Below are 22,998 nucleotides of genomic sequence, written 5' to 3'. Positions count from 1 at the left end.
TTTTAGGTTAAAGGTTGCAGGACAGGCTACATTTTATTTATGGCATTTTTATTAATATGCTGTTCTGACAATGAAATCAAAGGCTGTAAGGCTAAACAGCAACAAATATTACTGCTACCTGCAACCTAGAATCTACTGCCTAACTTAACTGGTATTCCGGGGTAGACATCAGATTGATGATATTCATTTTTATACTTTTATCAGAAAAGTTTTTCACAGAATCCATATCCAGTGTTTTGGTATTCTGGATCAGATAATCTTCACATTTTTTATCAGCAAATACTTTTTCCAGTCTGTTCCAGTCTATGGTAATGTTGGGGTTCTTAAATGATTTGTTTAGAGCGGTTTCACGGGATTTCATGCCCATGTCGATATCGTCATCCTGGCGCGGACTGTATTCCAAAGGGCGAAGTCCGGACCATATCTGTGGAATCTGCAATCTCAACATCAGGGTAGAGCTGTCTATCCATGATCTTCCGCTGGGCCATCCGGCTACGTTGGGTGGGTAAAGCAGCATTTGTCCCAGTAATTTCTGATAAACGATGAGGTTTTCCGGATTCTGAATATTCATGGGAAGTATTCGCATCATTCCGGCCATTAATTCGATGGGAGACTTTATCCTGTTCCCGATATTCTTTTCAGCATAAAACCACGAGCTTGAAAAAATTTCGATCATAAGCTTTTTGGTATCATACCCGGAATTGTAAAAGCCAGTGCTTAATTGGTCCACAATATGGCTGTCTACATTTTCATTAACGAAGAACTTATATATTTTTGTGGTAATAAACCTGGCTGTGGCTTTCTGTTCGAGGATAATATCTAAAATGTCAGTTCCTGTGAAATTTCCGGTTTTCCCTAAAAATATTTTAGAACCTTCATCATGCAGATTCTTTCTCTCCTTAAAGTAGCCTTCTTTATCATAACCCCATCCTGTAAATGCTCTTGCACCTTCTCTGATGTCTTTTTCAGTATAATTTCCCCTTCCCATGGTAAATAATTCCATCACCTCGCGGGCAAAGTTTTCATTCGGATGCCCTTTTTTATTTTGCTGATTGTTGAGAAAACTCAGCATTGCCGGCGACTGGCTCACTTCGAAGAGAAGATCTTTAAAGTTGCCCAGAGCATTTTTCCTGATCGTATTGAGGAGCTGTTTATTAAATTTTGAATTATTGATTCTTGTTGCAAAATGTCCGTGCCAGAAAAATGCCATCTTTTCTCTCAGCTGATCCTTGCTATTCACCATTCTGTCCAGGAAGTTCAGGTTCAGTTCATTATTTTGCTGCCTGGTGATGCGTTGCATTTCTTTCCTTTGTTCTGCAGGGGTTTTGCTGGCCATCATATCTTCCTGAATAAAAGTGTCGGGGGTATCGTAGCTAATTTCTGTAAAACTCTCTTCTTTAAGTAAATCATTAGCCAATATCTTTATGCTTTTGTTTTTCAGGTCAGAGATCTGGTTGATTCCGGCCCCGAAACCGGCACGCCAGAGAAGATGTTTATTGTGTAATAATGAATCAGCCATGTTGAGGGAATTTAATTTTTTGATGGAATAGAACGAAAAAGGTTAAAATAATAACGTTTAACAATTCTTAATATTATTTTTTTAAAGATTAATTTAAACAATCATTTGAATTTTATTATAATTTAACATATTGAAAATCATTGAATTGTGGCTGTATTGAGTGTTAAAACCCCTAAAAAAGACTCCCTTGGCACGATTTTTACAGCTTATTGGAATAGTAAAATTAAAAATTAGAGTTATGAAAATGTTAAAACAAGCAATAGTACTGGCTGGAATCTTAACAGCAGGTATCGCAAGCGCACAGAACTCACAGATGAATAATATGATTAAAGTAGGTGCGAATGTTGGTTTAGCAGTGCCTGCGGATAATCTTTCTGCAGCAGCAGGTGTAGATGTATCTTATCAGAATTTGATCACTCCTGGATTTGGATTAGGTATTGCCACAGGATATACTCATTATTTCGGAAAAAGCAATAACGGATATGATAACAATGATGTAGGGGTAGTTCCTGTAGGGGCTTTAATAAGAATCTATCCTAAACAGACCGGTTTCTATTTTGGAACAGACTTAGGATACGGTTTTCTTGTAGGAGATGATAAAGTTGCTGCCAACAGTTCTGCTGACAGACCGGACGGAGGATTCTACATCAAGCCGGAGATCGGATACCACAACAGAGACTGGAATTTCTTCGTACAGTATCAGAAAGTTTTTGTAGGAGATAAAGGAGATATTGCAGGACAGGACTATAATGTGGGGAATATCGGAGTAGGATTCGGATACAATATTCCATTAGGAAAGTAGTTAGATTTATATATAAACAATTATTAGCCAAAACCTTTTTATGAAAATGAAAAGGTTTTTTGCTTCCCTGCAAGATTTACAAAAACTATTATTATATTTGATAAAATTTGAGGTTATGATTTTGAATCCAAAATTTCCGCTTTATTTACCAGGAGTAGAGAACAGTAATAATGATAATGTCACTATCATTGGAGCAAGTCTCCGTGAAGATATAACGATCTTAGGCTATTTTGTTTCCAGTAACGGAGGTCTTGAGATAAAAATTCAGAATGAATATAGTACTAAGGACTATGCTTCATTTTCTGACATATTAAGAAAATTTATACAGGACAATCAGCTGGACAATGTGAAGCGTCTTGCCCTGGCGGTGCCAGGACCTGTAATTAATGGAAAAAGCAGTCCTGCACGATTAGGCTGGGACTTGGATATTGAAGAATATACCAGAGACTTCGGATTCGAAAAAGCAGATATGCTGAATGACCTTGAAGCATCAGCCTATGGAATGGGGCTTCTTGAGGACAGCGATCTGGATCCTATTTATACCAGCGGACATCTTGAAAAAGGAAATGTAGCCATCCTTGCTCCCGGAAACGGGCTGGGTGAGGCCGGATACTTCTTTGATGGGAAATACCTCAGACCTTTTGCAACAGAGGGAGGACACTCAGAATTCTCACCAAGAACAAATGTTGAGGTAGAATTTTACCAGTTCTTAAATAATATCTATGGTATTGTAAGCTGGGAGAATGTACTCTCTAAAACAGGCCTTTTCAATATCTACAGATTCTTGAGAGACGTAAAAAGACATCCGGAACCGGAATGGCTTGCAGAACGTCTTTCCGGAGGAAACTTTGTGGAGGAAATCTACAAAGCTGCGGTAGAAGATGATGTGCTGATCTGTAAAATTGCTTTGGATACTTTCCTGGAATTCCTTGCGAGAGAGGCCAATAACCTTGTCCTGAAGCTTAAGGCTACCGGAGGACTGTTGATCTCAGGAGATATTCCGCAGGCAATAAGAGAATATATTGACAAAGGAAAATTCTATGATAAGTTCAAAATAAGTGATAAGATGGAAGGATTACTGAAAAGCACTCCGCTGTACCTGATTAAACAGAATCACACAGCATTAAAAGGTGCCGCACTGTATACCGCTTATTATCAAAATTAATATATAAAACTCCGAAGCTTCGGAGTTTTTTTATGAAATGATATTATTCATAAAAATAATTAATTTAATTGATATACATCAATGAAATCTATCAGATAAGTGGCTACATTTGCATCATTAAACAAGTAAATAACTTATTCAAATGAAAAAAATATTCTTATTAGTGGTTTTAGCTGGTGGCCTTGCATTCGGACAGTCAAAAAAAGTAGTAGCATCTGATGTTCACTGGTGGGGATACAAAGTAGCAAAATCTGAGGCAAGCTCTCATGACGGTACTGTAAAAGTAAAATCAGGAGACATGGTCATGAAAGGAAATAATCTGGTAGGTGGAAGCTTTGTACTGGATATGACCTCTATCAATGCAACTGACCTTAAGGGAGAATATCAGCAGAAATTAAACGGGCACCTTAAGAACGGTGACTTCTTTGAAGTTGAAAAATTCCCTACTGCTTCTTTTAAAATCATCTCTGTAAAGAAAAACAGCGATAAGATTTACAATTCATTAGTGACAGGAAACCTTACCGTTAAAGGAAAAACAAACGCAATTACTTTTCCTGCCAAGATTGCTTACAGCAAAGGAGTGGTAAGTTTGGTTTCAGAAAAATTCTCTTTCGACAGACAGAAATTTGATGTTGCTTACAAGTCTACTATGCAGGATGTTTTTGTGAAAGATGACATCGAAATGCTTGTAAAGGTAACTGCTAAATAATTTAATCAAAAAAAGATTATTAAAAGTGTAGAAGTTCTACACTTTTTTTTATTTTTGTTGAATTGTAAATAAAAAAGAATGAAAAGATTACTATTGTTTGCTATGATGTGTGCGAGCATATCATTTGTTTCTGCACAGAAGAAGTTTGATAAGGTTTCAAAAGTGACTTCATCAGAGATCAGGTGGTGGGGATATAAAGTTGTAAAAACTGAAGCTTCTTCGCATTCAGGGACGGTAAAGCTGAAAAGCGGGAAATTCAATTTCGATAAAACAGTTCTTGTAGACGGAGAATTTATTATAGATATGAGAAGCATAATGGCGGGAGATGTTTCAGATGAAGATCAGATCAAGCTTACCAATGATCTGAAAAGCACCAATTTCTTTGAAGTTAAAAAATTCCCGATCGCAAAGTTTCACTTGACTAAAATCATTCCTTTAGCAAACAGTGAGTACAATTCAACGGTTTACGGTGATGTTACCATCAAAGGCGTAAGAAAAACAATCACTTTCCCTGCCAATGTATACGTAACCCAGTTTACAGTAGTCGTAGAATCTGCTAAGTTCTCTCTGAACAGAAGAGACTTTAAAGTATTCTACCAGTCTTCACTGAAAGATTATTTCATCAAGAACGAAATGGATATCCAGTTCAGAGTTTCTACGGAAAAGCTGGATAACGACAACAGAGTTCCTGTAAAGAAAAAGAAATAAATAAAATATACCTTTAAAAATTAAAATGGGCGGTTTTTATAAACTGCCCATTTTTTGTGGTATAAACAGAGTGTTAGGATAATTATTCATTAATTCAGCTTACAATCCGACTACTTATAAAAATCTTCAATACACTTAAAGGTTCGAATACAAAACTAAATTTAATCTCTTCCTTTTCCTTCATTTTTCATAAATTAGTACTATGAAAATTTATGTAGTAAGCGGTCTCGGAGCCGATTTTAAAGTATTGGAAAGACTGGAATTTCCCGAGAACTGTGAGTTAATTTTTATAGACTGGCTCATTCCTGAAAAAAACGAGCCATTTCATTCCTATGTCCAAAGAATGGCGGAAAAAGTAGATGATTCTGAACCGTTCTGCCTGCTTGGATATTCTTTTGGCGGCATTATGGTACAGGAGATCAATAAGCTGAAGCCTGCACAAAAAGTAGTCATTATGGGAAGCATTAAATCAGATAAAGAAAAATCTAAATTTATCAGGACCGGTGAGATTACAAAAATACCAAGAATACTTCCAGTCGGGATGTTTAATGACAAAGCTGCCAATGTATATTCTGTGGTAAGAAAGCTGTTTGATCCTAAAAACCCTAAAATCCTTGAATATTTTAGAGTCAGAGATCCTTATTATCTCAAATGGTCTGTAGAAAAAGTTTCCGAGTGGAAATTTGAAGAAATTCCGGAGGTTATTCAGATATTAGGAGATAAAGACATTGTTTTTCCTATTAAATATTCAAAACCGGATTATGTAATCAAAGGAGGCACCCATCTTTTTCCTGCTACAAAACACAAAGAAGTATCGAAAATATTAAAAGAAGTTTTTATTTAAATCATTTAAATTTTATTTTAGGTATAATATTTTAAGGGTTATTTGATTAAAATATATGTTTTTATAAAATTTATATTTAATTTTGATAGGGTTAAATGTAAATTATATGAAAATTGGTTTAAAATGGATCGTTTCATTCTCGATCATTACTCTTGTTGCTTTCGGAGGACTATTTTGGAGCCCGATTGTTGATTTCCCTAATACCGGAGATTTCCTCAGTGAAGATAAGATTGTAGGTGCGGATGTAGCATGGATTCTTGCAGCAGCAGGGCTTGTTCTGTTGATGACCCCCGGACTGTCGTTCTTTTACGGAGGCATGGTAGGAAAGAAAAATGTAATCTCTACCATGCTGCAGAGCTTTATTGCGCTCGGGGTTATTTCTATTTTATGGGTTGTTGTCGGGTTTTCCTTATCGTTTGGGGATTCATTAGGCTTTGAGGTCAGTGGTGTACATTACGGAATCATTGGCAATCCCTTAAGCTATCCATTTTTCAGTCGTGTGGGAGTCTTACCTCACAAAATGATGGCCTCCACCATTCCTTTTGTCCTTTTTGCCCTTTTTCAGATGAAATTTGCCGTTATTACTCCTGCACTTATTACAGGTTCTTTCGCTGAACGTGTACGTTTTATCTCCTATCTGTTGTTCATGGTGCTTTTTAGCATTTTCATCTATACACCGCTTTGTCACATGGTATGGCATCCTGACGGGCTTCTGAATAAATTTTTTGGAGTAAAAGACTTTGCTGGTGGAACCGTAGTCCATATGAGTGCCGGTTTTGCAGCCTTGGCTGGAGCTATGGTCCTTGGAAACAGGAAAAATCCGCACCATGAGCCTTCCAATATTACTTACGTTATTCTTGGAACGGGAATGCTGTGGTTCGGATGGTTTGGATTCAATGCAGGTTCTGCTCTTAGCGCAAATGCTTCTGCTGCAATGGCTTTCGGGACTACCACTATTGCTTCTGCTTCTGCTATGATGACCTGGATATTTTTTGACCGGATCAATGGGAGAAGCATTTCTGCATTGGGAGCCTGCATCGGAGCCGTAGTAGGGCTGGTGGCCATTACTCCCGGCTGTGGTTTTGTCAGCATTCCGGAAAGTCTTTTTATAGGATTTTCAGCGGCAATTGTTTCTAACCTTATGGTAAATTGGAAAGCTTTGAAAAAAATAGATGATACCCTCGATGTATTTGCCTGCCATGGAGTAGGGGGAATTATGGGAATGATCCTGACCGCCATTTTTGCGCATGGTGAAAATGCCAGCCTCCTTCATGGAGGTGTTGAAGTTTTTGCCCATCATATGGCTGCTCTGGTTCTGGTTTCAGCTTTTACATTCTTTGGCTCGCTGCTATTGTATAAAATTACAGATTCCATAATTACCCTCAGAGTTTCCGAAGAAGCAGAATCTGTTGGGCTAGATCTTTCCCAGCATGAAGAAAGTTTCAAGTGATTGCTAAAAGAAAAACAGGGCATAGGCGGTAAAGCCGAATGCCCTGATTGTAAATACTCAAAAGGATTTTTCCTCGTTTCATTCAATGGATTGAATGGCGTTGAAAATTTTATCTTTTGACTTTTCAAATATTTCACCCCCAAATTCTTCATTATCTAATGAAAAAATGGTAATATCTTTGACTCCCATGATTCCGAAAATGTGTTTCAGATAGGTTGTTTGAAAATTGATATGTCCGTTTTTTTCATTTTCTCCGTATCCTGTATCGCCCCGGGCAGATAGTATAAATGCCTTTTTGTTTTCAAGCAAACCCACATAGTCACCATCCGGGACCCCTGATCTGAATTTCCAGGTTTCATTAATCCGCATCACCTGATCTATATAAGCTTTTAACCCACTTGGAACAGCCCAGTTATACATTGGTGTTCCAATGACATACATATCGTGTTCTTTTAGCTCTTGTACCAGCTCATTGCTTAGCTGTAATGCCTTTTGGTTTTCTTCTGTCCTGTCTGACGGTTTTTTAAATGCTCCTGCAATCCAGGATTCGTCAATATTGGGAATACTGTCAATACCTGTTTCTCTGTATGTAAATACATCTGAGGGATATTTGGTTTTCCAGTTCTCAACAAAAAGTTGGGTTAGTTTTCGGCTGTAAGATCTTTCATTTCTTACACTGGCGTTAATAATCAATACTTTCATTATTATAAATTTTATAACAGCAAAATTCCTGATTATTCATTTCTGAAAAATTGATCTAGTTCAAGAGGATTTATTTTTTTTCCGGATTCTACTTATAAACTCTGCTGATACGCCTAAATAGGATGCAATTAAATATTGCGGAACTCTAGAGACAATATCAGGATAAGTATCGAGAAAATCGTAATACTTCTGTTCGGCTTTATACATATTGTTAAAAACAATTCTTTTCTCAAGAGTTCCCAGGTAGCTTTCTAAAATGATCCTGAAGTATCTTTCCAGGGAAGGAATTTCCTGCAGCATTTTTTGAAAAGACTGATGACTAATTTGTAAAAGGTTTGTTTTTTCTACGGCCTGTATATTATAAATGGAAGCTTTTTGTTTAGAAAAGCTGGAGATATCAGTTGCCCACCAATCGTCAATAGCTAAAAAAAGAATCTCTTCGTTTCCGTTTTCTGAATTGATGCAAAACGCTTTTAAAACACCCGAAACAATATAACTGTCATAGCGGCAGGTTTCTCCGTTTCTTAAAAGAAACTCACCTTTTTCCAATGTTTTTTCTGTCCAGAAATTTTTAAAAATGACAATTTCCTCCGGACTTAATCTTACATGCTGTAAAATGTTCTTAATTAATGTTTCCATTCAAAATTATTAAAAGGAGAAAACTGATATTACAGGTTAGGAAAACTAATTTACAAAAATACTTATTATAAAGGCATCTCACAATGCGTTAAGTTATAATTCTGAGATCCGGGAATGCTTTTATTGGGATTTATCGCGTATCTTTGTTTTAAGAGGAAAATGAAGAATTATCTATGGAATCAATATCGGTTTTTGAGATTATTAAAGTAGGAATAGGGCCATCCAGTTCGCATACTATGGGCCCATGGAATGCAGCTTCTGCATTTATTAGAATTATAAAAAGGGAAAGATCAATCGCAGAGGTGAAAGAAGTTTTCCTTGAATTTTTTGGCTCTTTAGCTAAAACCGGAATTGGGCACGGAACGGATATTGCCGGAATGCTTGGACTGAATGGCGAAGATTTCAAAACAATAGACACAACAAAGATCGATGAGAAAGTCGATAAGATAAAAAATACCCGGATCCTGAATCTGGGTGGCGAAAAAGAGATTCCTTTTGTATACGGATATCACCTGATACTGAATATGGAGAAGTCGCTTGATTTTCACCCCAACGGGATGATCTTTAAAGCTGTTTTCGAAGATGGAACCGAGCTTGTTCAGGATTTTTATTCTGTAGGAGGAGGTTTTATTGCCAGCCAGGAAAAAAATTCCATAGAAAAGCACTGCATCCGAACATTATATCCTTGCCATCACGGCTCGGATATTGTAAAATACTGTGAAAAATTAGGATTTAAAAGATTTTCAGATCTGATCCTGATCAATGAAGAAAGCTGGAGATCCCAGGAAGAAACCAGGCAGGAAGCACTGAATATCTGGAAGAACATTAAAGAATGTATCTACAAAGGAGTCAATAAAGAAGGCATCCTTCCCGGCGGCTTAAATGTGACCAGAAGGGCTGCGGGGATCAACAGAAAGCTTTTAGGAGATAAGATCTATAGAAATATCGACGAATGGTTTAAGCTGGTTGTTGATGCAGAAGAGAATTTCACGAATATCAATAAATGGATCGCATGTTTTGCTTTGGCGGTGAATGAAGAAAATGCGAGCTTCGGAAGAATCATTACAGCACCTACCAATGGAGCCAGTGGTGTTATTCCGGCAGTTTTAATGTATTCGCAGGCATTCACCGAATCTATCAGTGAAGATGATATCGTAAGGTTTTTACTTGTAGCCGGAGAGATTGGAACCCTGTTCAAGAAAAATGCTACGATTTCTGCAGCAATGGGCGGATGCCAGGCCGAGATCGGAGTTTCATCGGCAATGGCAGCGGCCGGACTTACAGAGATTTTAGGCGGAAGTATTGGCCAGGTGCTGATGGCGGCTGAAATAGCCATGGAACATCACCTTGGACTTACCTGCGATCCTATCAAAGGACTTGTACAGATCCCTTGCATTGAAAGAAATACAATGGGTGCCATGAAAGCGATCACAGCAGCTAATATTGCCCTTGAAAGTGATCCTGCTAAAGCAAAAGTAACACTGGATGAGGTGATACAGACTATGTGGGAAACGGCTTTATCAATGAGTGACCGTTTTAAGGAAACCTCAGAAGGCGGACTGGCTATCGCAGTGAATGTTCCTGAATGTTAAAAGAAAAACAATACTGTTTTACATATAAAATCCTTAGAAAATTAATCTAAGGATTTTTTATTATATTTTTATCGAAGGCAAATAAGATAAACAAGGGCATTTCATTCAGCAGAGTAATACAATATGCATTGCTGTATATTACTTACTAATAAGTAAAATGTTTATCTTAAAATACCTCTTATCCTGTTGGCATTGCTGATCAGCTCTTCAAGGTATTCATAATTTTCTTTTTCTAATGCAGCTTTGAATTTTCGGAGCTGGGTGATGTGCTCATTCAGAACATCCAGAACATTCTCCTTGTTTTGCTTAAAGATAGGCACCCACATTTCAGGATGAGATTTTGCAAGACGTACTGTACTGGAGAAACCGGAACTGGCAAGCTGAAAAATGGTCTCTTCTTCCCGTTCTTTTTCCAGAACAGTATTGGCCAGAGCATATGATGTAATGTGTGAAATATGTGAAATATAAGCCGTATGAATATCATGAGCTTCCGCATTCATATAGATCAGGTGCATATCTAGGTTTTCTGCCACTTTTTCAACCAGTTGAAGCGCATCAGGTGCAGATTCCTCTTTATTGCAGATCACTCCGGCTTTTCCCGAAAAACTGTCGGAAACAGCAGATCCGGGACCGCTGTTTTCTGTACCCCACATTGGGTGAAATGCCACAAACCTGGAACGTTTCGGATGGTCCTTGACAGCATTTACAATTCCTGCTTTGGTTGATCCCGCATCCATAACAGTCTGTTTGTCTGATATAAGGTCCAGAACTTCCGGAAGCAGTTTTCTGGCCGCATCTACAGGAACAGCAATGATGATGAAGTCGGCATTTTTAACTCCATATTCGAGATCCGTGCCGGCATCGATAATATTAAGATTCAATGCTTCCGTGATATGCTGCTGATTATTGTCGATTCCATAGATAAAATCTGCAATGCCTTTTTCCTTTAATTTTAAAGCCATTGAGCCTCCGATTAATCCCGTACCAATAATACTTATTTTCATCTTTTTAATTTTAAAATAAAAAACCCCGTCCAGGACGAGGTTTTTAAGTTATGTTCATAAGAATCCTAGCCCAGATCTGAGTTAAAAATTCTATAATAATATGTTCCGTTATTGAAATTCACAGAGCGAAGGTATAAAATATTTTTTAAACTTAAAATATTTTTTGACTTAAATTATTATGGTGCTTCTTTGCCAGCTTAATCTGCAAACTGAAACTCAATATCTGTTTTTTCTCTAGAGAACCTTATACCTGATGGATACTAGGCCGCCTTTTTGTACTTTTGTATAACGAGGCCTTTTTGTGAAAAAAAATGACTCCACTGAATTGTATCCATCTTATCAATAAAATCTAATAATATGAATTATCTGAAAAAAATATCATTCATGATATGCTTTGCCGCAGGCATCTGTCACGCTCAGCAAAAGAATACTGATGCGAATTATAGTTTTAGCGGTCTTATTGACCAAAAAATTCCTGTTGAACTGACCGTCAGCGTTTCAAAGAATGTTGTTTTAGGGAACATCAGATATGTAAAAACTAAAGAAAAGAAACCCATTAAAATAATAGGAACACTGGACTCTGGAACTCATTATCATCTGGAGGAATTTGAAAAAGATGGGAATATCAGCGGAATTATTGACGCGGTATTAAAAAATGGAAAATTAGAGGGAGTCTGGTCTTCCACAAAGTCTGACGCAATTTATCCCATGGCACTTGATGTTCAAACTAAAGTAAATCCGAAGCCGGAAATATTTTCACCTCTTCCATCTGATCATTTTGAAGGAACGTATACCTATCAATATGGAGAAAATGGATATCAGGGAAGGATTACTATTAAAAAGATAAAAGGCCAGATGTATGCCTATGACATTGGTTCTGTGACCAGGGCTCCGGGCAGAAATATTGCAGATGCGTCGGGTGAGGTGATGATTAAAAATAATCAGTTTACTATTGAAATCAATAAATCATGTTCATTCCTCGCTACATTTTATAATGGATTTATATCAATTACACCAGTCCCGTCTGAACAGTCGCGTGATTGTGAGTTTGGACTGAACGCAACGTTAGAAGGAACTTTTCTTAAAGTGAAATAGATTGGTAAATTAATGCAAAACAAACTTATCAAACTCCGGAAGGAAAAACAATGTAACAATATAACAATGTACAGTTTATCAATCATTTAATCCTATTGTTACATTGTTATACTGCTACATTGTTACATTAATTCTATGGGTTCGAGATAATCAATGTAGAAGGAATATCAGACAGCCAAAGACTCTTAGTATCGATCAGGTTTTTCCAGCTTTTGCTGCTGACCAGCATCAGATCCTGTGAGTTCAGGAATTCTTTCTCGATCTTTTTCTCGTTATATAAAGTGATGTGATTTGGGGCTACCTGTTCGATGCTTCTGATCAGTTCTTTCACCTCGATATTATTGCGGATCTGTCCGGCTGCATCCAGTATGATAATCTGGGAATTGTTATTGTTGATCAGTCTTTTAGCATATTCAAGCAGATAAAAATCGCTGAGGTTGAACATAGGGATAAATACTTTGTCTGCAGATTTGAAGTCTTTTTCTACCAGAACTCCTACCGGAATATTGGTCTTATCAAGGATCTGTAGGGTAAAATCGTCAAAAGGAGAATTGTTGAAAATGTTTCCTTTGCCTTTTACCGTATTCAGAAGTTTTTCCGGGTTAATGATCTTCGTCGTAAATCCTAGCAGCCTTCCCAATAAGCTTCCTTCATACATAGATTTTCCGAGCATAATCAGAAGAAGGTCGTAATTTCCTTTATTTGAAATACCTGCGAGGTCGCTTTCAATATCCGTGGAAGCTTTGAAAAGGGTAGTCACTTCAAGCTTCAGGTCGTGAGACGTTTCAATGACGTTTTTAAACTGCGCATCTTCATATTCATTGATATCATAAGCGTGCATTTCGTCCACTGGAGCAATATTCATGGCCGTGATGCTTTTGTTACCGTTCATTTTATTGGTAAAATCATGGGCAAGCTTCAGCAGTGTGCTTCCGGATTCAGGCTTATCAAAAGACAGCAGTACACGGTATTTTGAATCGTTATTATCGGAAGTATCTTCATCAGAACTTTTTTTAGATCTAAAAATAAAATTAATAAAGTCTAAAGCCGGTCCTGTCATAAAAGTGGTAAATAACGCCATGATCACCAGCATGGCAAAGATCTCCGGACTTAGCACTCCAAGGTCATATCCGATATTCAGGACAATAAGTTCCATTAATCCTCTGGTATTCATCAAAGCGCCGATCGTTAAGCTTTCCTTCCAGTTGATTCCGACGAACCGTGCTGTGAGTGCACTTCCTGCAAATTTTCCTATCACTGCCGTTAAAATGATAAATCCTGCCGTCATCCACAAATGACTGTCATTCAGAAGTCCGATCTGGGTCCGGAGCCCTGTAAACACAAAAAACAGCGGAAGAAGAAGGACGAGGGCCACATCCTCTACCTTATCAATAAAAAGGGTACGGAATTTTGCATTTTCCGGCATAATAGCTCCGGCCATAAATGCTCCGAATAATGCATGGATACCAATAACTTCAGTAGCATATGCAGAAAGAATAAGTGTCAGAAAGAAAATAGCGACCATTGGCTTGCTGATGGTATTTTTACCCGCCTGAAGATCCCCGATCCTTTTCAGGAACGGTCTTACAATTTTAATCATTAAAAAAACATAAGCCACAGCCATAATGATCACATAGATGGAGCTGGCGAAAGAGCCTGCCTTTACAATGGCAATCACAGCTGCAAGAATACACCATGCCGTAATATCATCTGCCGCAGCACAGGTAATAACGATCGTTCCCAGTTTGGTTTTCTGAAGATTTCTCTCCTGAACGATCCTGGCGAGTACAGGAAATGCAGTGATACTCATTGAAATTGCTATAAATAGGGCAAATGATGTAAACTGTATGCCTTCCGGAGCAAATTCCTGATATACAAAATAAGAAAGCCCAATACCCAGCGCAAAAGGGATAATGATACTTGCATGGCTGATTACCACTGCATCATGTGCTTTTTTTCTCAACACACTGAGATCAAGCTCCATTCCTACAATATACATAAAAAGTATAAGGCCTATCTGACTCAGAAACTGTAGGTTACCTAAAGATTCTTTCGGGAAAAGGAAAGCTGAAAATTCAGGAAAGTACATGCCCAGCAATGAAGGACCTAAAACAATTCCCGCAATCATTTCTCCAATTACTGTGGGCTGCTTGATTTTCATGCAAATCCACCCGAAAAGCCTTGCGACAAGAATAATAGTGACAATCTGCGCCAGAAGAAGTGCCAGCGGATGATGAAGATTTGTTTTAAAAGATTCCTGGAAATTTTCCCAGGTAGAACCTGTGTTGGTTTTTGTAACTATATTTTCTTTGATCTCCAGCGTTTGTCCTTCTATAATAAACAAGTACATCAGGCAGGAAAAAAAAGCTATTGTTACAACGTAAAAAATTAAATTTCTGTATTTTCCCCAGTTCATGATTCCTAATATTTAAATGCAAAGTTGATGAGAATATATTGATGTTAAAAACTGTTTTTTTTAAAATGTAATCAACATTCTAAAAAATGTAATAAAATATATAAATATAACCAGGTCAGGATCTGATTTCCAGAAACTATTTTCTCTGGCTAGTCAAATCTAATCAGCAACAAAATATGGCGTAAAGTTAATGTAAAAGAGGAAGATGTAATGAAGCGGCTGCATTCTGCAGTAAAAAATGTCTGAAAATTACTTTCCGAACAGTTCCATTAATGCCTGCTTATATGCTTCTCCAATCTGAAGCTTAAGGAAATGGTCTCCTTCCTGCTGGATTGTGGTGATAATTTCGCTGGTAGAGAATATTTTGATGGAAGACAGGGCGATAATTTCTTTTTTATTGACTTGTGCGAAATCCTTTGGAGGAAGCATTTCAAGGAGGTTTTTAAAGCTGAGGTTTTTTAAGACGATCGTGGTTCCGTCATTCAGAATAATATCTTTGTCGCGGCTATCGATTTCTGAGGTTTTAATATAAGCGATCTGTTCAGTAAAAATCACGGTTCTGCCGATATTGGTGTTCCATTCAATCAAATCCTTTTTATGAGGAATGTCTACCAGTTCTTTTGCTTTTTCAAAGGCCTGGATCAGTCTTTCTTTTTTGATGGGTTTTCTGACATAATCGACTACATTGAGGTCGAAAGCTTCTGCTGCATATTCTTTGTAAGCGGTCGTGAAAATGATTTTTTTGGAACCGGAAATGAGCTCTGCCACTTGGAGTCCTGTCATACCCGGCATTTCAATGTCCAGGATGCAGAGGTTACAGTCGATATTGTCTATTTCGCTCAGGAAAATTTTAGGATCATTGAATGCTTTTACGACTTCTACATTTTCGATCTGTTCGCATAGAAGTTTTAAATAGCTGATTGCCAGTAGTTCATCATCGAGAATAACGCATTTTATCATAGAACTCTCCTAAATTGATTTGTAATTCTGCGGTGAATATACCATTTTTTGAACTTTTTTCCAGCTGGTAATTATTGCTGTAGATCATTTTAAGCCTCTGATCCAGAGACTGGCTTCCGAAACCGCTGTTTTCCTTTTCAAGAATATTCTTTAATGAAGATTTGTTGCTTACTTTCATGGTGAAAATTCTGTTTTCAAGTTCCAGGTGGATCGAGATAAAAGAATCCTGAGCCAGAAAATCAGTATGTTTAAAGGCGTTTTCAATAAGGTCAACAGAGATCAGCGGGGCAAAGACTTTTTCCTCATATACCGCATCAGACTTATTGATCTTTGATTTAATCCTGAAATCAAAAAGAGGATTGATCTTTATTTTATTAATCTCGATAAGGCTTAAGGCGAAGTTTAATTCTTCTTTAGGGCTGACAAATTTATTGTTGCTTTCGTACAGGATATAATCCAGAACATTCGCAAGCTTATCCAGAGACATATAGGTTTGGTAGGCATGCGACTGCACAGAATTAAGAATATTCTTAAACAGATGTGGGTTCAGCTTTGTACCGATATGTTCCAGCTGAACTTCATTCAGCTTCTGTTCAATGATCCTGTTGGTTTCAGAAAGGCGGATATTTTTTTGTTTAATCCTGTTGTTTTGGCTGAACAGGTAAATGCTGACCGTAAGCAGGAAGAATATAGCAAAAACTCCAATGAATATCAGATAATCGTGGATCATGTAGTAATTGCCTTCCATAAAAATTGCTTTAATGATCTTTATACAAATTTAGTAAAAAGATCCTCAGGATCATTTCAGTTTTTTCAGACTGTTTACAGTAACTGTTTCCTCACACTTTTCAAAGGTAATCTCATAAGAGGGATTCTTCTCAGGATAGGTAAGAACATAGTCAGGACAAGGTTTTTTCTGTGCGTGGCTTCTGTCGAAATCTACTTTTCCTTTGGTAATGATACTGTCTTTTATAAATTTTTCATCAATTTTATAAGTAATCATTCCGTTTTTAACGTCTTCGGAATACTTGAATTCTTTAGATAGGGTTTCAGCAATTACGCGGCTGTTGGGAAGATATCCGCTACAGCTCGCTCCTTTTTTGTTTAGAATAAAAAATACAAGAATCAGCCCCGGAATAAGGCCTATTAAAAAGAATTTAACTTTTTTCATTAGAAAATTAAAAGATTGATATCATGATAGGTAAGTCCGAAACGGTCGCAGATCACTTTTTTGGTATGTCTTCCTTTATACATATACAGACTTTGCTTCATTTCATTTTTGCGGATCAGCATATTTTCAAAACCGCCTTCTTCATCGTAATTCAGAATATAGGAGAGGAAAAAATTGGAGATCGCTTTTGTAGTCGTTCTTGGCATTCTGGAGGTAAGGTTCGGAAGTCCGCAGTGGATCACGCCGTGTTTGATAATATAAGGATTATCCATGGTCGTAAGTTCGGAGGTTTCGATCACTTTGCCATTGTCTATCGTAATATCAATGATGACGCTGCCTTTTTTCATTTTTGCGACCATTTCTTCAGTAACGATCGGAGTCATATTCAATCTTGGAAGCGCACCGATAACAACGTCTGCACGCCTTAAAGCTTTGCTTAATTCTTTCGGATCAATAATGGAAGTCGGGACACGGCTGTCTACAAGGGTATGAAGTCTTCTTAACTTTGAAAGTGAATTATCGAAAACCCTTACACTGGCTCCAAGCCCGATGGCAGCTTTCGTAGCAAATTCGCCTACGATGCCGGCTCCTAAAATAACAACTTCTGCAGGCCTTACTCCTGTGATGCCACCCAGCATTAAACCGTTTGACAAGGCAAGAAGTTCTGACGCATATAAAATAGAAACTGTTCCTGCAATTTCACCAATCAGCCTTACCAAAGCAAGCTGCTTATATTCATCTACGATAAATTCAAAAGCAATGGCATTGATTTTTCTTTCCGCAAGTTTTAAGAAATAATCTTTGTCTCTCAGGTTGATCTGAAGAGCTGAAACCAGATATGTATTAGGCTTCATGTAGTCTATTTCTTCTTCTGTAGGTGGGTTGACCTTTAAGATAAGATCCTGTCCGAAAGCTTCTTTGGGATCATTAGTGATCTTCGCCCCGGATTCAGAATACTGAAGATCTGTAAAAAAAGAACCTTCTCCGGCGCCTGCCTCTATAATAAGCTCGTGGCCGTGTTCTACCAATACCTGTACCGCATCCGGAGTAATGCATGTTCTCCTTTCGTTAAGACAGGTCTCCTTAGGAATTCCAATGCTGAACTGTTTTCCTTTCTTTATAACCTCCAACTTTTCTTCCTTCGGCATCAATTCTTCTTCAGTGAAAGGAGTAAAAATATTTGTAGTACTCATTCTTTAATTAGGTCTTACAGGTTGTTATTTTACTATGAATTAATAAGCAAAGATACATAATATTTACTCGAATGAAACTTCTCTTTTATCGCCGGTATTCACGATGCTCATTGTGTGGTAGTTAAGCCCGTAGAGCTCTTCTTCATACACTTCCGGCCATTCTATGATGCATAAAAAAGCATTATCCAGGTATTCTTCTATGCCGATGTCATACACTTCTTCAATATTTTTTAAACGGTAAAGGTCAAAATGATAAATCTTTCCTTCCGGTGTATCATATTCGTTCACAATAGAGTAAGTGGGAGAGTTTACTTCATCGCTGCTTCCCAGGTTTTTAAGAAGAAATTGCGTGAATGTTGTTTTACCCGCGCCAAGGTTTCCTTTTAGTAGAAGGATATTATGCTTTAAGTCAGGAATAATCTTATCGACAACTTCCTGCCAGTCTTCGATCTTTTGTATAGTGAACTGCATAAAAGTAATTTGTGCAAAAATAAGCAATTTAATTGGAGACTGGTAAGGGTTGAGAGTGAGAGAGTTTTAGGGTGGAAGTGTGGGAAATATGATTTTTTGTTTATTAATTGTAGAAATATTTGTATTTCATATTAATATAGTTATTGTTAACTCTAAAAATTTTTCAAACGCTAAAACACTTCTATCCGAATGCAAAACACTTTCTCTATCTCTATAAATTTACTTATTTTTACACTATGATTTCCAAACAGACCATAGATAAAATATTCTCAACGATACGGGTAGAAGAAATAGTGGGAGAGTACGTTCAGCTGAAAAGAGCCGGGTCTAATTTCAAAGGACTCAGTCCTTTCCATGAAGAAAAATCTCCAAGTTTTGTTGTTTCACCAAGTAAGCAGATTTGGAAGGATTTCTCAACAGGAAAAGGAGGAACAGCCATTTCTTTCCTGATGGAGATCGAAAATTTCACTTACCCTGAAGCCCTTCGTCACGCCGCCAAAAAATATGGAATCGAGATTGAAGAAGATCAGCGGGAATTTTCTGAAGAGGCAAAGCATGCACAGACCGAAAAAGATCAGCTGTATAAAATTCATGAAGTTGCCAACTCTTATTATCAGGATATTCTTTGGGATTCGGAAGAAGGAAAAAGTATTGGTCTGGCTTACTTCAGAGAACGTGAGCTTAAGGATGATATCATAAAGAAATTCCAGCTCGGATATTCACCGGAAAAGAAAAATGCATTCACAGTGTATGCAGAGGAAAAAGGCTATACAAAAGAAATCCTTGAAAAATCCGGACTTTCCATATTTCCTGAGAATACACCTTCGGGGATCGACCGTTTCCGGGAAAGGGTTATTTTCCCGATTCACAGTTTTTCGGGAAGGGTTTTAGGTTTCGGGGCCAGGATTCTTAAAAATAATGTCAAGACAGCTAAATATCTGAATTCTCCGGAAACTGAAATTTATCATAAATCCAATGTACTTTATGGCTTAAATCAGAGTAAACAGGCTATTTCACGGAAAAACGTCTGTCTTCTGGTGGAAGGTTATATGGATGTGATCGCCCTTCATATGGCGGGAATCGAGAATGTAGTGGCGAGCTCCGGAACGTCTTTGACAACGGAACAAATTAAGCTTATCAAAAGGCTTACGGAAAATGTGACGATTCTTTTTGATGGTGACAATGCGGGGATCAAAGCCAGTTTCAGAAGTATCGACATGCTTCTGACGGAAGGTATGAATATCCGTGTCCTGCTGTTTCCGGATGGTGATGACCCTGATTCCTTTTCCAGAAAGCATCCGCAGGAATATGTTGAAAAATTCATCGAAAATGAAGCGAAGGACTTCATTGATTTTAAAGCTGAAATTCTTTTAAGGGAAGTAGGAAATGACCCAATTAAAAAAGCTGAAGCGATCAGAGATATTGTAAAATCTGTGGGTTTTGTTCAGAATGCTTTAAAAAGGGAAGTTTATCTTAAAGAGGTTTCCAACAAATTCGGGCTTTCCGAGCAGAGCCTTTTTAATGAACTTGATGTTCAGAAACAGATCACGCAAAACCAGCATCAGCACGTTCAGCAGCAGAAAGAAAAAGTTCAGCCAAAACTGGAAATTGTGCCTTTGGATAAGGAAAAGGAAGATCCTTATTTATATGATGTCTTATTCATGGAGAGCAAACTTGTGGATCATATGCTGATGTTTGGAGATATTGTTCTGAAAAGGACCAATGAAAAAAATGAGGAATATCAGATCACGGTTATTGAAGAAATTCTGCTGCATTTTGAAGAAGAGCAGTATAGTTTTTTAGTAAAAGGAAATGAAATTATCATCAATCAAGTGAAAGAAGGAATCCAAAAAGATGAGCTGAGAAGCGGGAATTTTTTCGTGACCTTTATGGATGAAGAGATTACCACCAAGGTAGTAGATGCACTGATGCCTCTGGATGAACTGGAGAACTGGGGTTCCAGAAATATTTATCCCCCCAATTACGGCGACAAAATAGCTGAACAGGTACAGGGAGATGTCTTACTCCATAAATACAGGTATATTGATTATCTGATCAAAGAAACAGCACGACAGCTGGACCAGTACAACGGAACAGATGAGGAAAAATACTACGAGCTTATTAAAAAAATCACTTTGCTGAAACAGGCTTCGATTAGATTGAGTGATATTATTGAATATTCTCCGATCAAAGGGATCTATGTGGATAGGAAAAGATAATTTACAGACATAATACTGATGCTCAGATGGATATTCTGTGACAAAAAGTCCTATAAAATTTTAGGAATAAAAGTTGTAATTTAAACTTCGAAAAAAATATTTAATAATACATAATAGAAATATGGACATTAAAAAAGACTTCAGAGATTTCTCTGTAAAACATTTAGGAAACAGCGGTCTGGTTACCGATCAGTATATGGGAATGTACGGCCCAACAAATCTTACGCCGTATATCATGGAAGAAAGAAGATTAAACGTTGCACAGATGGACGTGTTTTCACGTCTGATGATGGACAGAATTATCTTTTTAGGAACAGGAATTGACGATCAGGTTGCCAATATTGTAACGGCACAGCTTTTATTCCTGGAAAGTGCGGATCCATCGAAAGATATTCAGATCTACATCAATTCTCCTGGTGGAAGCGTCTACGCTGGTTTAGGAATCTATGACACGATGCAGATCATCAAGCCTGATGTAGCAACTATCTGTACAGGAATGGCAGCTTCAATGGGAGCGGTTTTGCTTGTAGCAGGAGAAAAAGGAAAGCGTTCTGCGCTTAAGCATTCAAGAGTAATGATTCACCAGCCTTCAGGAGGTGCTCAGGGAGTGGCTTCGGATATGGAGATCAATTTAAGAGAAATGTTGAAATTGAAGCAGGAGCTTTACGAAATCATCGGTCAGCACTCAGGACAAACCTACGAATGGGTAGAGAAATCTTCTGACAGAGATTACTGGATGACTTCTGAAGAAGCGAAAGGCTACGGAATGGTAGACGAAGTTTTACAGAGATCTACAGAGAAAAAATAATTTCCTTTTTTAGGAATATTGAAAAACGCACCGATTCGGTGCGTTTTTTTGTTTTACCACAAAAAAGACAAAAGTTTTGAGTTTAAAAATGTTAACAAAGAATACACTTAAAATCTTTATTGTTAAAATACAATTATTATTAAATTCAAGATCAGTTTACAATCAATGTATACTTTCGCGGCATAAAAGTAATTATGAAAAAACTGCTGTTATCGGCGATAGTATTCACGGCGTTCGCATCATGTAAAGATGATGACAACAAGATGAATAATCAGGATATCAATTATACTAAACTCCCTCAGGAATTTCCTTTTTCCAAATTAGCAACGGTGAATGGTGTTGATGTCATTAACGGTGGATTTGGTTCCGGTGCAGCGGCACATCCTACCAGAAAAGGTGAATTTTATGTGATCACAGACCGTGGTCCGAATACAGACTACCTGAACGGAAAAAAATTTCCGGCTCCGAATTTTACACCAACCATCATGCATTTTAAGATCAATGGAGAAGGAAATATCGAGGTTATTAAATATATTAAGCTGAAAAATCCTTCCGGCCAACCGATTACAGGCTTACCAAACCCTGCAGGAATGGGAAGTACTGGTGAAACAGCCTATGATTCATCAGGAAATGTTTTAGGAACAGATAATTACGGACTGGACAGCGAAAGCATTGTAGCAGCAGCGGACGGAACATTTTGGGTTTCTGATGAATACGGACCTCATATTGTTCACTATAATGCAGAAGGAGTGGAACTGGAAAGAATAAGTCCGATAGGTGTCAATACAGGACCACGTAAACTTCCTGCTGTTTTAGCCAAAAGAAGAGCTAACAGAGGAATGGAAGGATTGTGCATCACTCCTGATGGGAAAACGTTGGTAGGAACGATACAGTCTACAATGTATGTTCCAACAAAGGCACTGGCAACCAATACAACTTTAACCAGAATTGTAACCTTTGATATTGCAACAGGACAGACCAAACAATATCTGTATAAACAAAATGGCGGTGGTTCAGACTCGGTATGTGATATTACAGCCATCAGCAATACAGAATTTCTGGTAATCGAAAGAGATGGAAACTTCGGATCTCAGGGTGGTAGTAAAAAAGTATACAGGATTAATATAGCCGGTGCTTCAGATGTGAACGGAACCGATATTACAGCCATTGACGGGATGAAAATCAACAATAAAACTTTAGAACAGTCTACCTGGGATGAAATCACTAATGCCGGATTAAAGCCAGTTTCCAAGATTTTAGCCGTGGATCTGGTAGCAAAATTAGGATATGAACATGATAAATTTGAAGGAATCGTTTATTTGGGAAATAATAAACTGGCAGTCTTCAATGATGATGATTTTGGAATCTTAGATGACGGAAATGGAAACCCGAAAGCCAAGATTCTTCCTAAAACAGGAAAAGTAGACAAAGGAACAATGTATGTAGTCGATATTCAATAATTAGATTTTTTTTAAGAAAGCGGCGGCATCGAAGATGCCGCCGCTTTTGATTGTATATGGTTTATATTCAA

General features: G+C 37.6%; 21 protein-coding genes. 11 read left to right on the top strand and 10 right to left on the bottom strand.

The window, feature by feature from the left end:
• Window positions 1–139 precede the first annotated feature (139 nt).
• Window positions 140–1,519 carry a DUF1800 domain-containing protein gene (locus tag ACMGDK_RS06155; RefSeq protein ID WP_436807126.1) on the bottom strand — a complete coding sequence of 460 codons (1,380 nt, stop codon included), beginning with the start codon at window positions 1,517–1,519 and terminating at the stop codon, window positions 140–142.
• A gap of 238 nt (window positions 1,520–1,757) precedes the next feature.
• On the opposite strand from ACMGDK_RS06155, the gene ACMGDK_RS06150 reads away from it, so the two are divergent.
• The 6 genes from ACMGDK_RS06150 (at window position 1,758) to ACMGDK_RS06125 (ending at window position 7,197) form a co-directional block, all read left to right on the top strand.
• Complete coding sequence (locus ACMGDK_RS06150) at window positions 1,758–2,321, top strand: hypothetical protein (protein ID WP_436807125.1); 564 nt, start codon at window positions 1,758–1,760, stop codon at window positions 2,319–2,321.
• A gap of 115 nt (window positions 2,322–2,436) precedes the next feature.
• Entirely contained in the window at window positions 2,437–3,486 is a 1,050-nt protein-coding gene (locus ACMGDK_RS06145; protein WP_436807124.1) for a glucokinase, read from the top strand.
• 142 nt (window positions 3,487–3,628) lie between these two features.
• Window positions 3,629–4,195, top strand: coding sequence for a YceI family protein (locus ACMGDK_RS06140; RefSeq protein ID WP_436807123.1), 567 nt, complete (start codon window positions 3,629–3,631; stop codon window positions 4,193–4,195).
• Window positions 4,196–4,273: 78 nt separating this feature from the next.
• Window positions 4,274–4,903, top strand: a complete 630-nt coding sequence (locus ACMGDK_RS06135; RefSeq protein WP_436807122.1) for a YceI family protein — start codon at window positions 4,274–4,276, stop codon at window positions 4,901–4,903.
• A gap of 202 nt (window positions 4,904–5,105) precedes the next feature.
• Complete coding sequence (locus tag ACMGDK_RS06130) at window positions 5,106–5,747, top strand: alpha/beta hydrolase (RefSeq protein ID WP_436807121.1); 642 nt, start codon at window positions 5,106–5,108, stop codon at window positions 5,745–5,747.
• 106 nt (window positions 5,748–5,853) lie between these two features.
• Window positions 5,854–7,197: an ammonium transporter gene (locus ACMGDK_RS06125; RefSeq protein ID WP_436807120.1), complete on the top strand. Its 1,344-nt coding sequence runs from the start codon at window positions 5,854–5,856 to the stop codon at window positions 7,195–7,197.
• Window positions 7,198–7,275: 78 nt separating this feature from the next.
• Here ACMGDK_RS06125 and ACMGDK_RS06120 read toward each other — a convergent pair whose 3' ends face one another.
• Entirely contained in the window at window positions 7,276–7,899 is a 624-nt protein-coding gene (locus ACMGDK_RS06120) for an FMN-dependent NADH-azoreductase (protein ID WP_436807119.1), read from the bottom strand.
• Window positions 7,900–7,959: 60 nt separating this feature from the next.
• Complete coding sequence (locus ACMGDK_RS06115; protein WP_436807118.1) at window positions 7,960–8,538, bottom strand: Crp/Fnr family transcriptional regulator; 579 nt, start codon at window positions 8,536–8,538, stop codon at window positions 7,960–7,962.
• 173 nt (window positions 8,539–8,711) lie between these two features.
• Here ACMGDK_RS06115 and ACMGDK_RS06110 point away from each other — a divergent pair, with 173 nt between their 5' ends.
• Entirely contained in the window at window positions 8,712–10,130 is a 1,419-nt protein-coding gene (locus ACMGDK_RS06110; protein WP_436807117.1) for an L-serine ammonia-lyase, read from the top strand.
• 161 nt (window positions 10,131–10,291) lie between these two features.
• On the opposite strand, the gene ACMGDK_RS06105 is transcribed toward ACMGDK_RS06110, so the two are convergent.
• Window positions 10,292–11,134: a prephenate dehydrogenase gene (locus tag ACMGDK_RS06105; RefSeq protein ID WP_436807116.1), complete on the bottom strand. Its 843-nt coding sequence runs from the start codon at window positions 11,132–11,134 to the stop codon at window positions 10,292–10,294.
• 357 nt (window positions 11,135–11,491) lie between these two features.
• Here ACMGDK_RS06105 and ACMGDK_RS06100 point away from each other — a divergent pair, with 357 nt between their 5' ends.
• Complete coding sequence (locus tag ACMGDK_RS06100; protein ID WP_436807115.1) at window positions 11,492–12,229, top strand: hypothetical protein; 738 nt, start codon at window positions 11,492–11,494, stop codon at window positions 12,227–12,229.
• A 133-nt stretch (window positions 12,230–12,362) separates the two neighbouring features.
• Here ACMGDK_RS06100 and ACMGDK_RS06095 read toward each other — a convergent pair whose 3' ends face one another.
• The 6 genes from ACMGDK_RS06095 to tsaE all read right to left on the bottom strand — a co-directional run bounded on the left by ACMGDK_RS06095 (window position 12,363) and on the right by tsaE (window position 18,440).
• Window positions 12,363–14,645, bottom strand: a complete 2,283-nt coding sequence (locus tag ACMGDK_RS06095) for a cation:proton antiporter (RefSeq protein ID WP_436807114.1) — start codon at window positions 14,643–14,645, stop codon at window positions 12,363–12,365.
• A gap of 249 nt (window positions 14,646–14,894) precedes the next feature.
• Window positions 14,895–15,605 carry a LytR/AlgR family response regulator transcription factor gene (locus ACMGDK_RS06090; RefSeq protein ID WP_436807113.1) on the bottom strand — a complete coding sequence of 237 codons (711 nt, stop codon included), beginning with the start codon at window positions 15,603–15,605 and terminating at the stop codon, window positions 14,895–14,897.
• A complete protein-coding gene (locus tag ACMGDK_RS06085; RefSeq protein WP_436807112.1) occupies window positions 15,580–16,353 on the bottom strand; it encodes a histidine kinase in 774 nt (257 codons plus the stop codon). The genes ACMGDK_RS06090 and ACMGDK_RS06085 overlap by 26 nt, the downstream gene beginning before the upstream one ends.
• Window positions 16,354–16,404: 51 nt before the next feature.
• A complete protein-coding gene (locus ACMGDK_RS06080) occupies window positions 16,405–16,776 on the bottom strand; it encodes a hypothetical protein (RefSeq protein ID WP_436807111.1) in 372 nt (123 codons plus the stop codon).
• Window positions 16,776–17,969, bottom strand: coding sequence for an alanine dehydrogenase (locus tag ACMGDK_RS06075; RefSeq protein ID WP_111956148.1), 1,194 nt, complete (start codon window positions 17,967–17,969; stop codon window positions 16,776–16,778). The genes ACMGDK_RS06080 and ACMGDK_RS06075 overlap by 1 nt, the downstream gene beginning before the upstream one ends.
• 63 nt (window positions 17,970–18,032) lie before the next feature.
• The gene (gene tsaE, locus ACMGDK_RS06070) at window positions 18,033–18,440 is read right to left on the bottom strand and encodes a tRNA (adenosine(37)-N6)-threonylcarbamoyltransferase complex ATPase subunit type 1 TsaE (protein ID WP_436807110.1); all 408 of its coding nucleotides are present in this window, start codon (window positions 18,438–18,440) and stop codon (window positions 18,033–18,035) included.
• Between the two features lie 236 nt (window positions 18,441–18,676).
• Between tsaE and dnaG the strand changes: the two genes are divergently transcribed.
• The 3 genes from dnaG (at window position 18,677) to ACMGDK_RS06055 (ending at window position 22,927) form a co-directional block, all read left to right on the top strand.
• Window positions 18,677–20,659, top strand: a complete 1,983-nt coding sequence (dnaG, locus tag ACMGDK_RS06065) for a DNA primase (RefSeq protein ID WP_436807109.1) — start codon at window positions 18,677–18,679, stop codon at window positions 20,657–20,659.
• Between the two features lie 121 nt (window positions 20,660–20,780).
• On the top strand, window positions 20,781–21,467 hold the full coding sequence (gene clpP / locus ACMGDK_RS06060) for an ATP-dependent Clp endopeptidase proteolytic subunit ClpP (protein ID WP_436807108.1): 687 nt from the start codon (window positions 20,781–20,783) through the stop codon (window positions 21,465–21,467).
• A 194-nt stretch (window positions 21,468–21,661) separates the two neighbouring features.
• Window positions 21,662–22,927 carry an esterase-like activity of phytase family protein gene (locus ACMGDK_RS06055; protein WP_436807107.1) on the top strand — a complete coding sequence of 422 codons (1,266 nt, stop codon included), beginning with the start codon at window positions 21,662–21,664 and terminating at the stop codon, window positions 22,925–22,927.
• The last annotated feature ends 71 nt before the right edge of the window (window positions 22,928–22,998 follow it).

Origin of the sequence: Chryseobacterium hilariae (assembly GCF_051400735.1) — a bacterium.
Taxonomy (GTDB): Bacteria; Bacteroidota; Bacteroidia; order Flavobacteriales; family Weeksellaceae; genus Chryseobacterium.
This window is presented reverse-complemented; position numbering and strand designations above follow the sequence as displayed.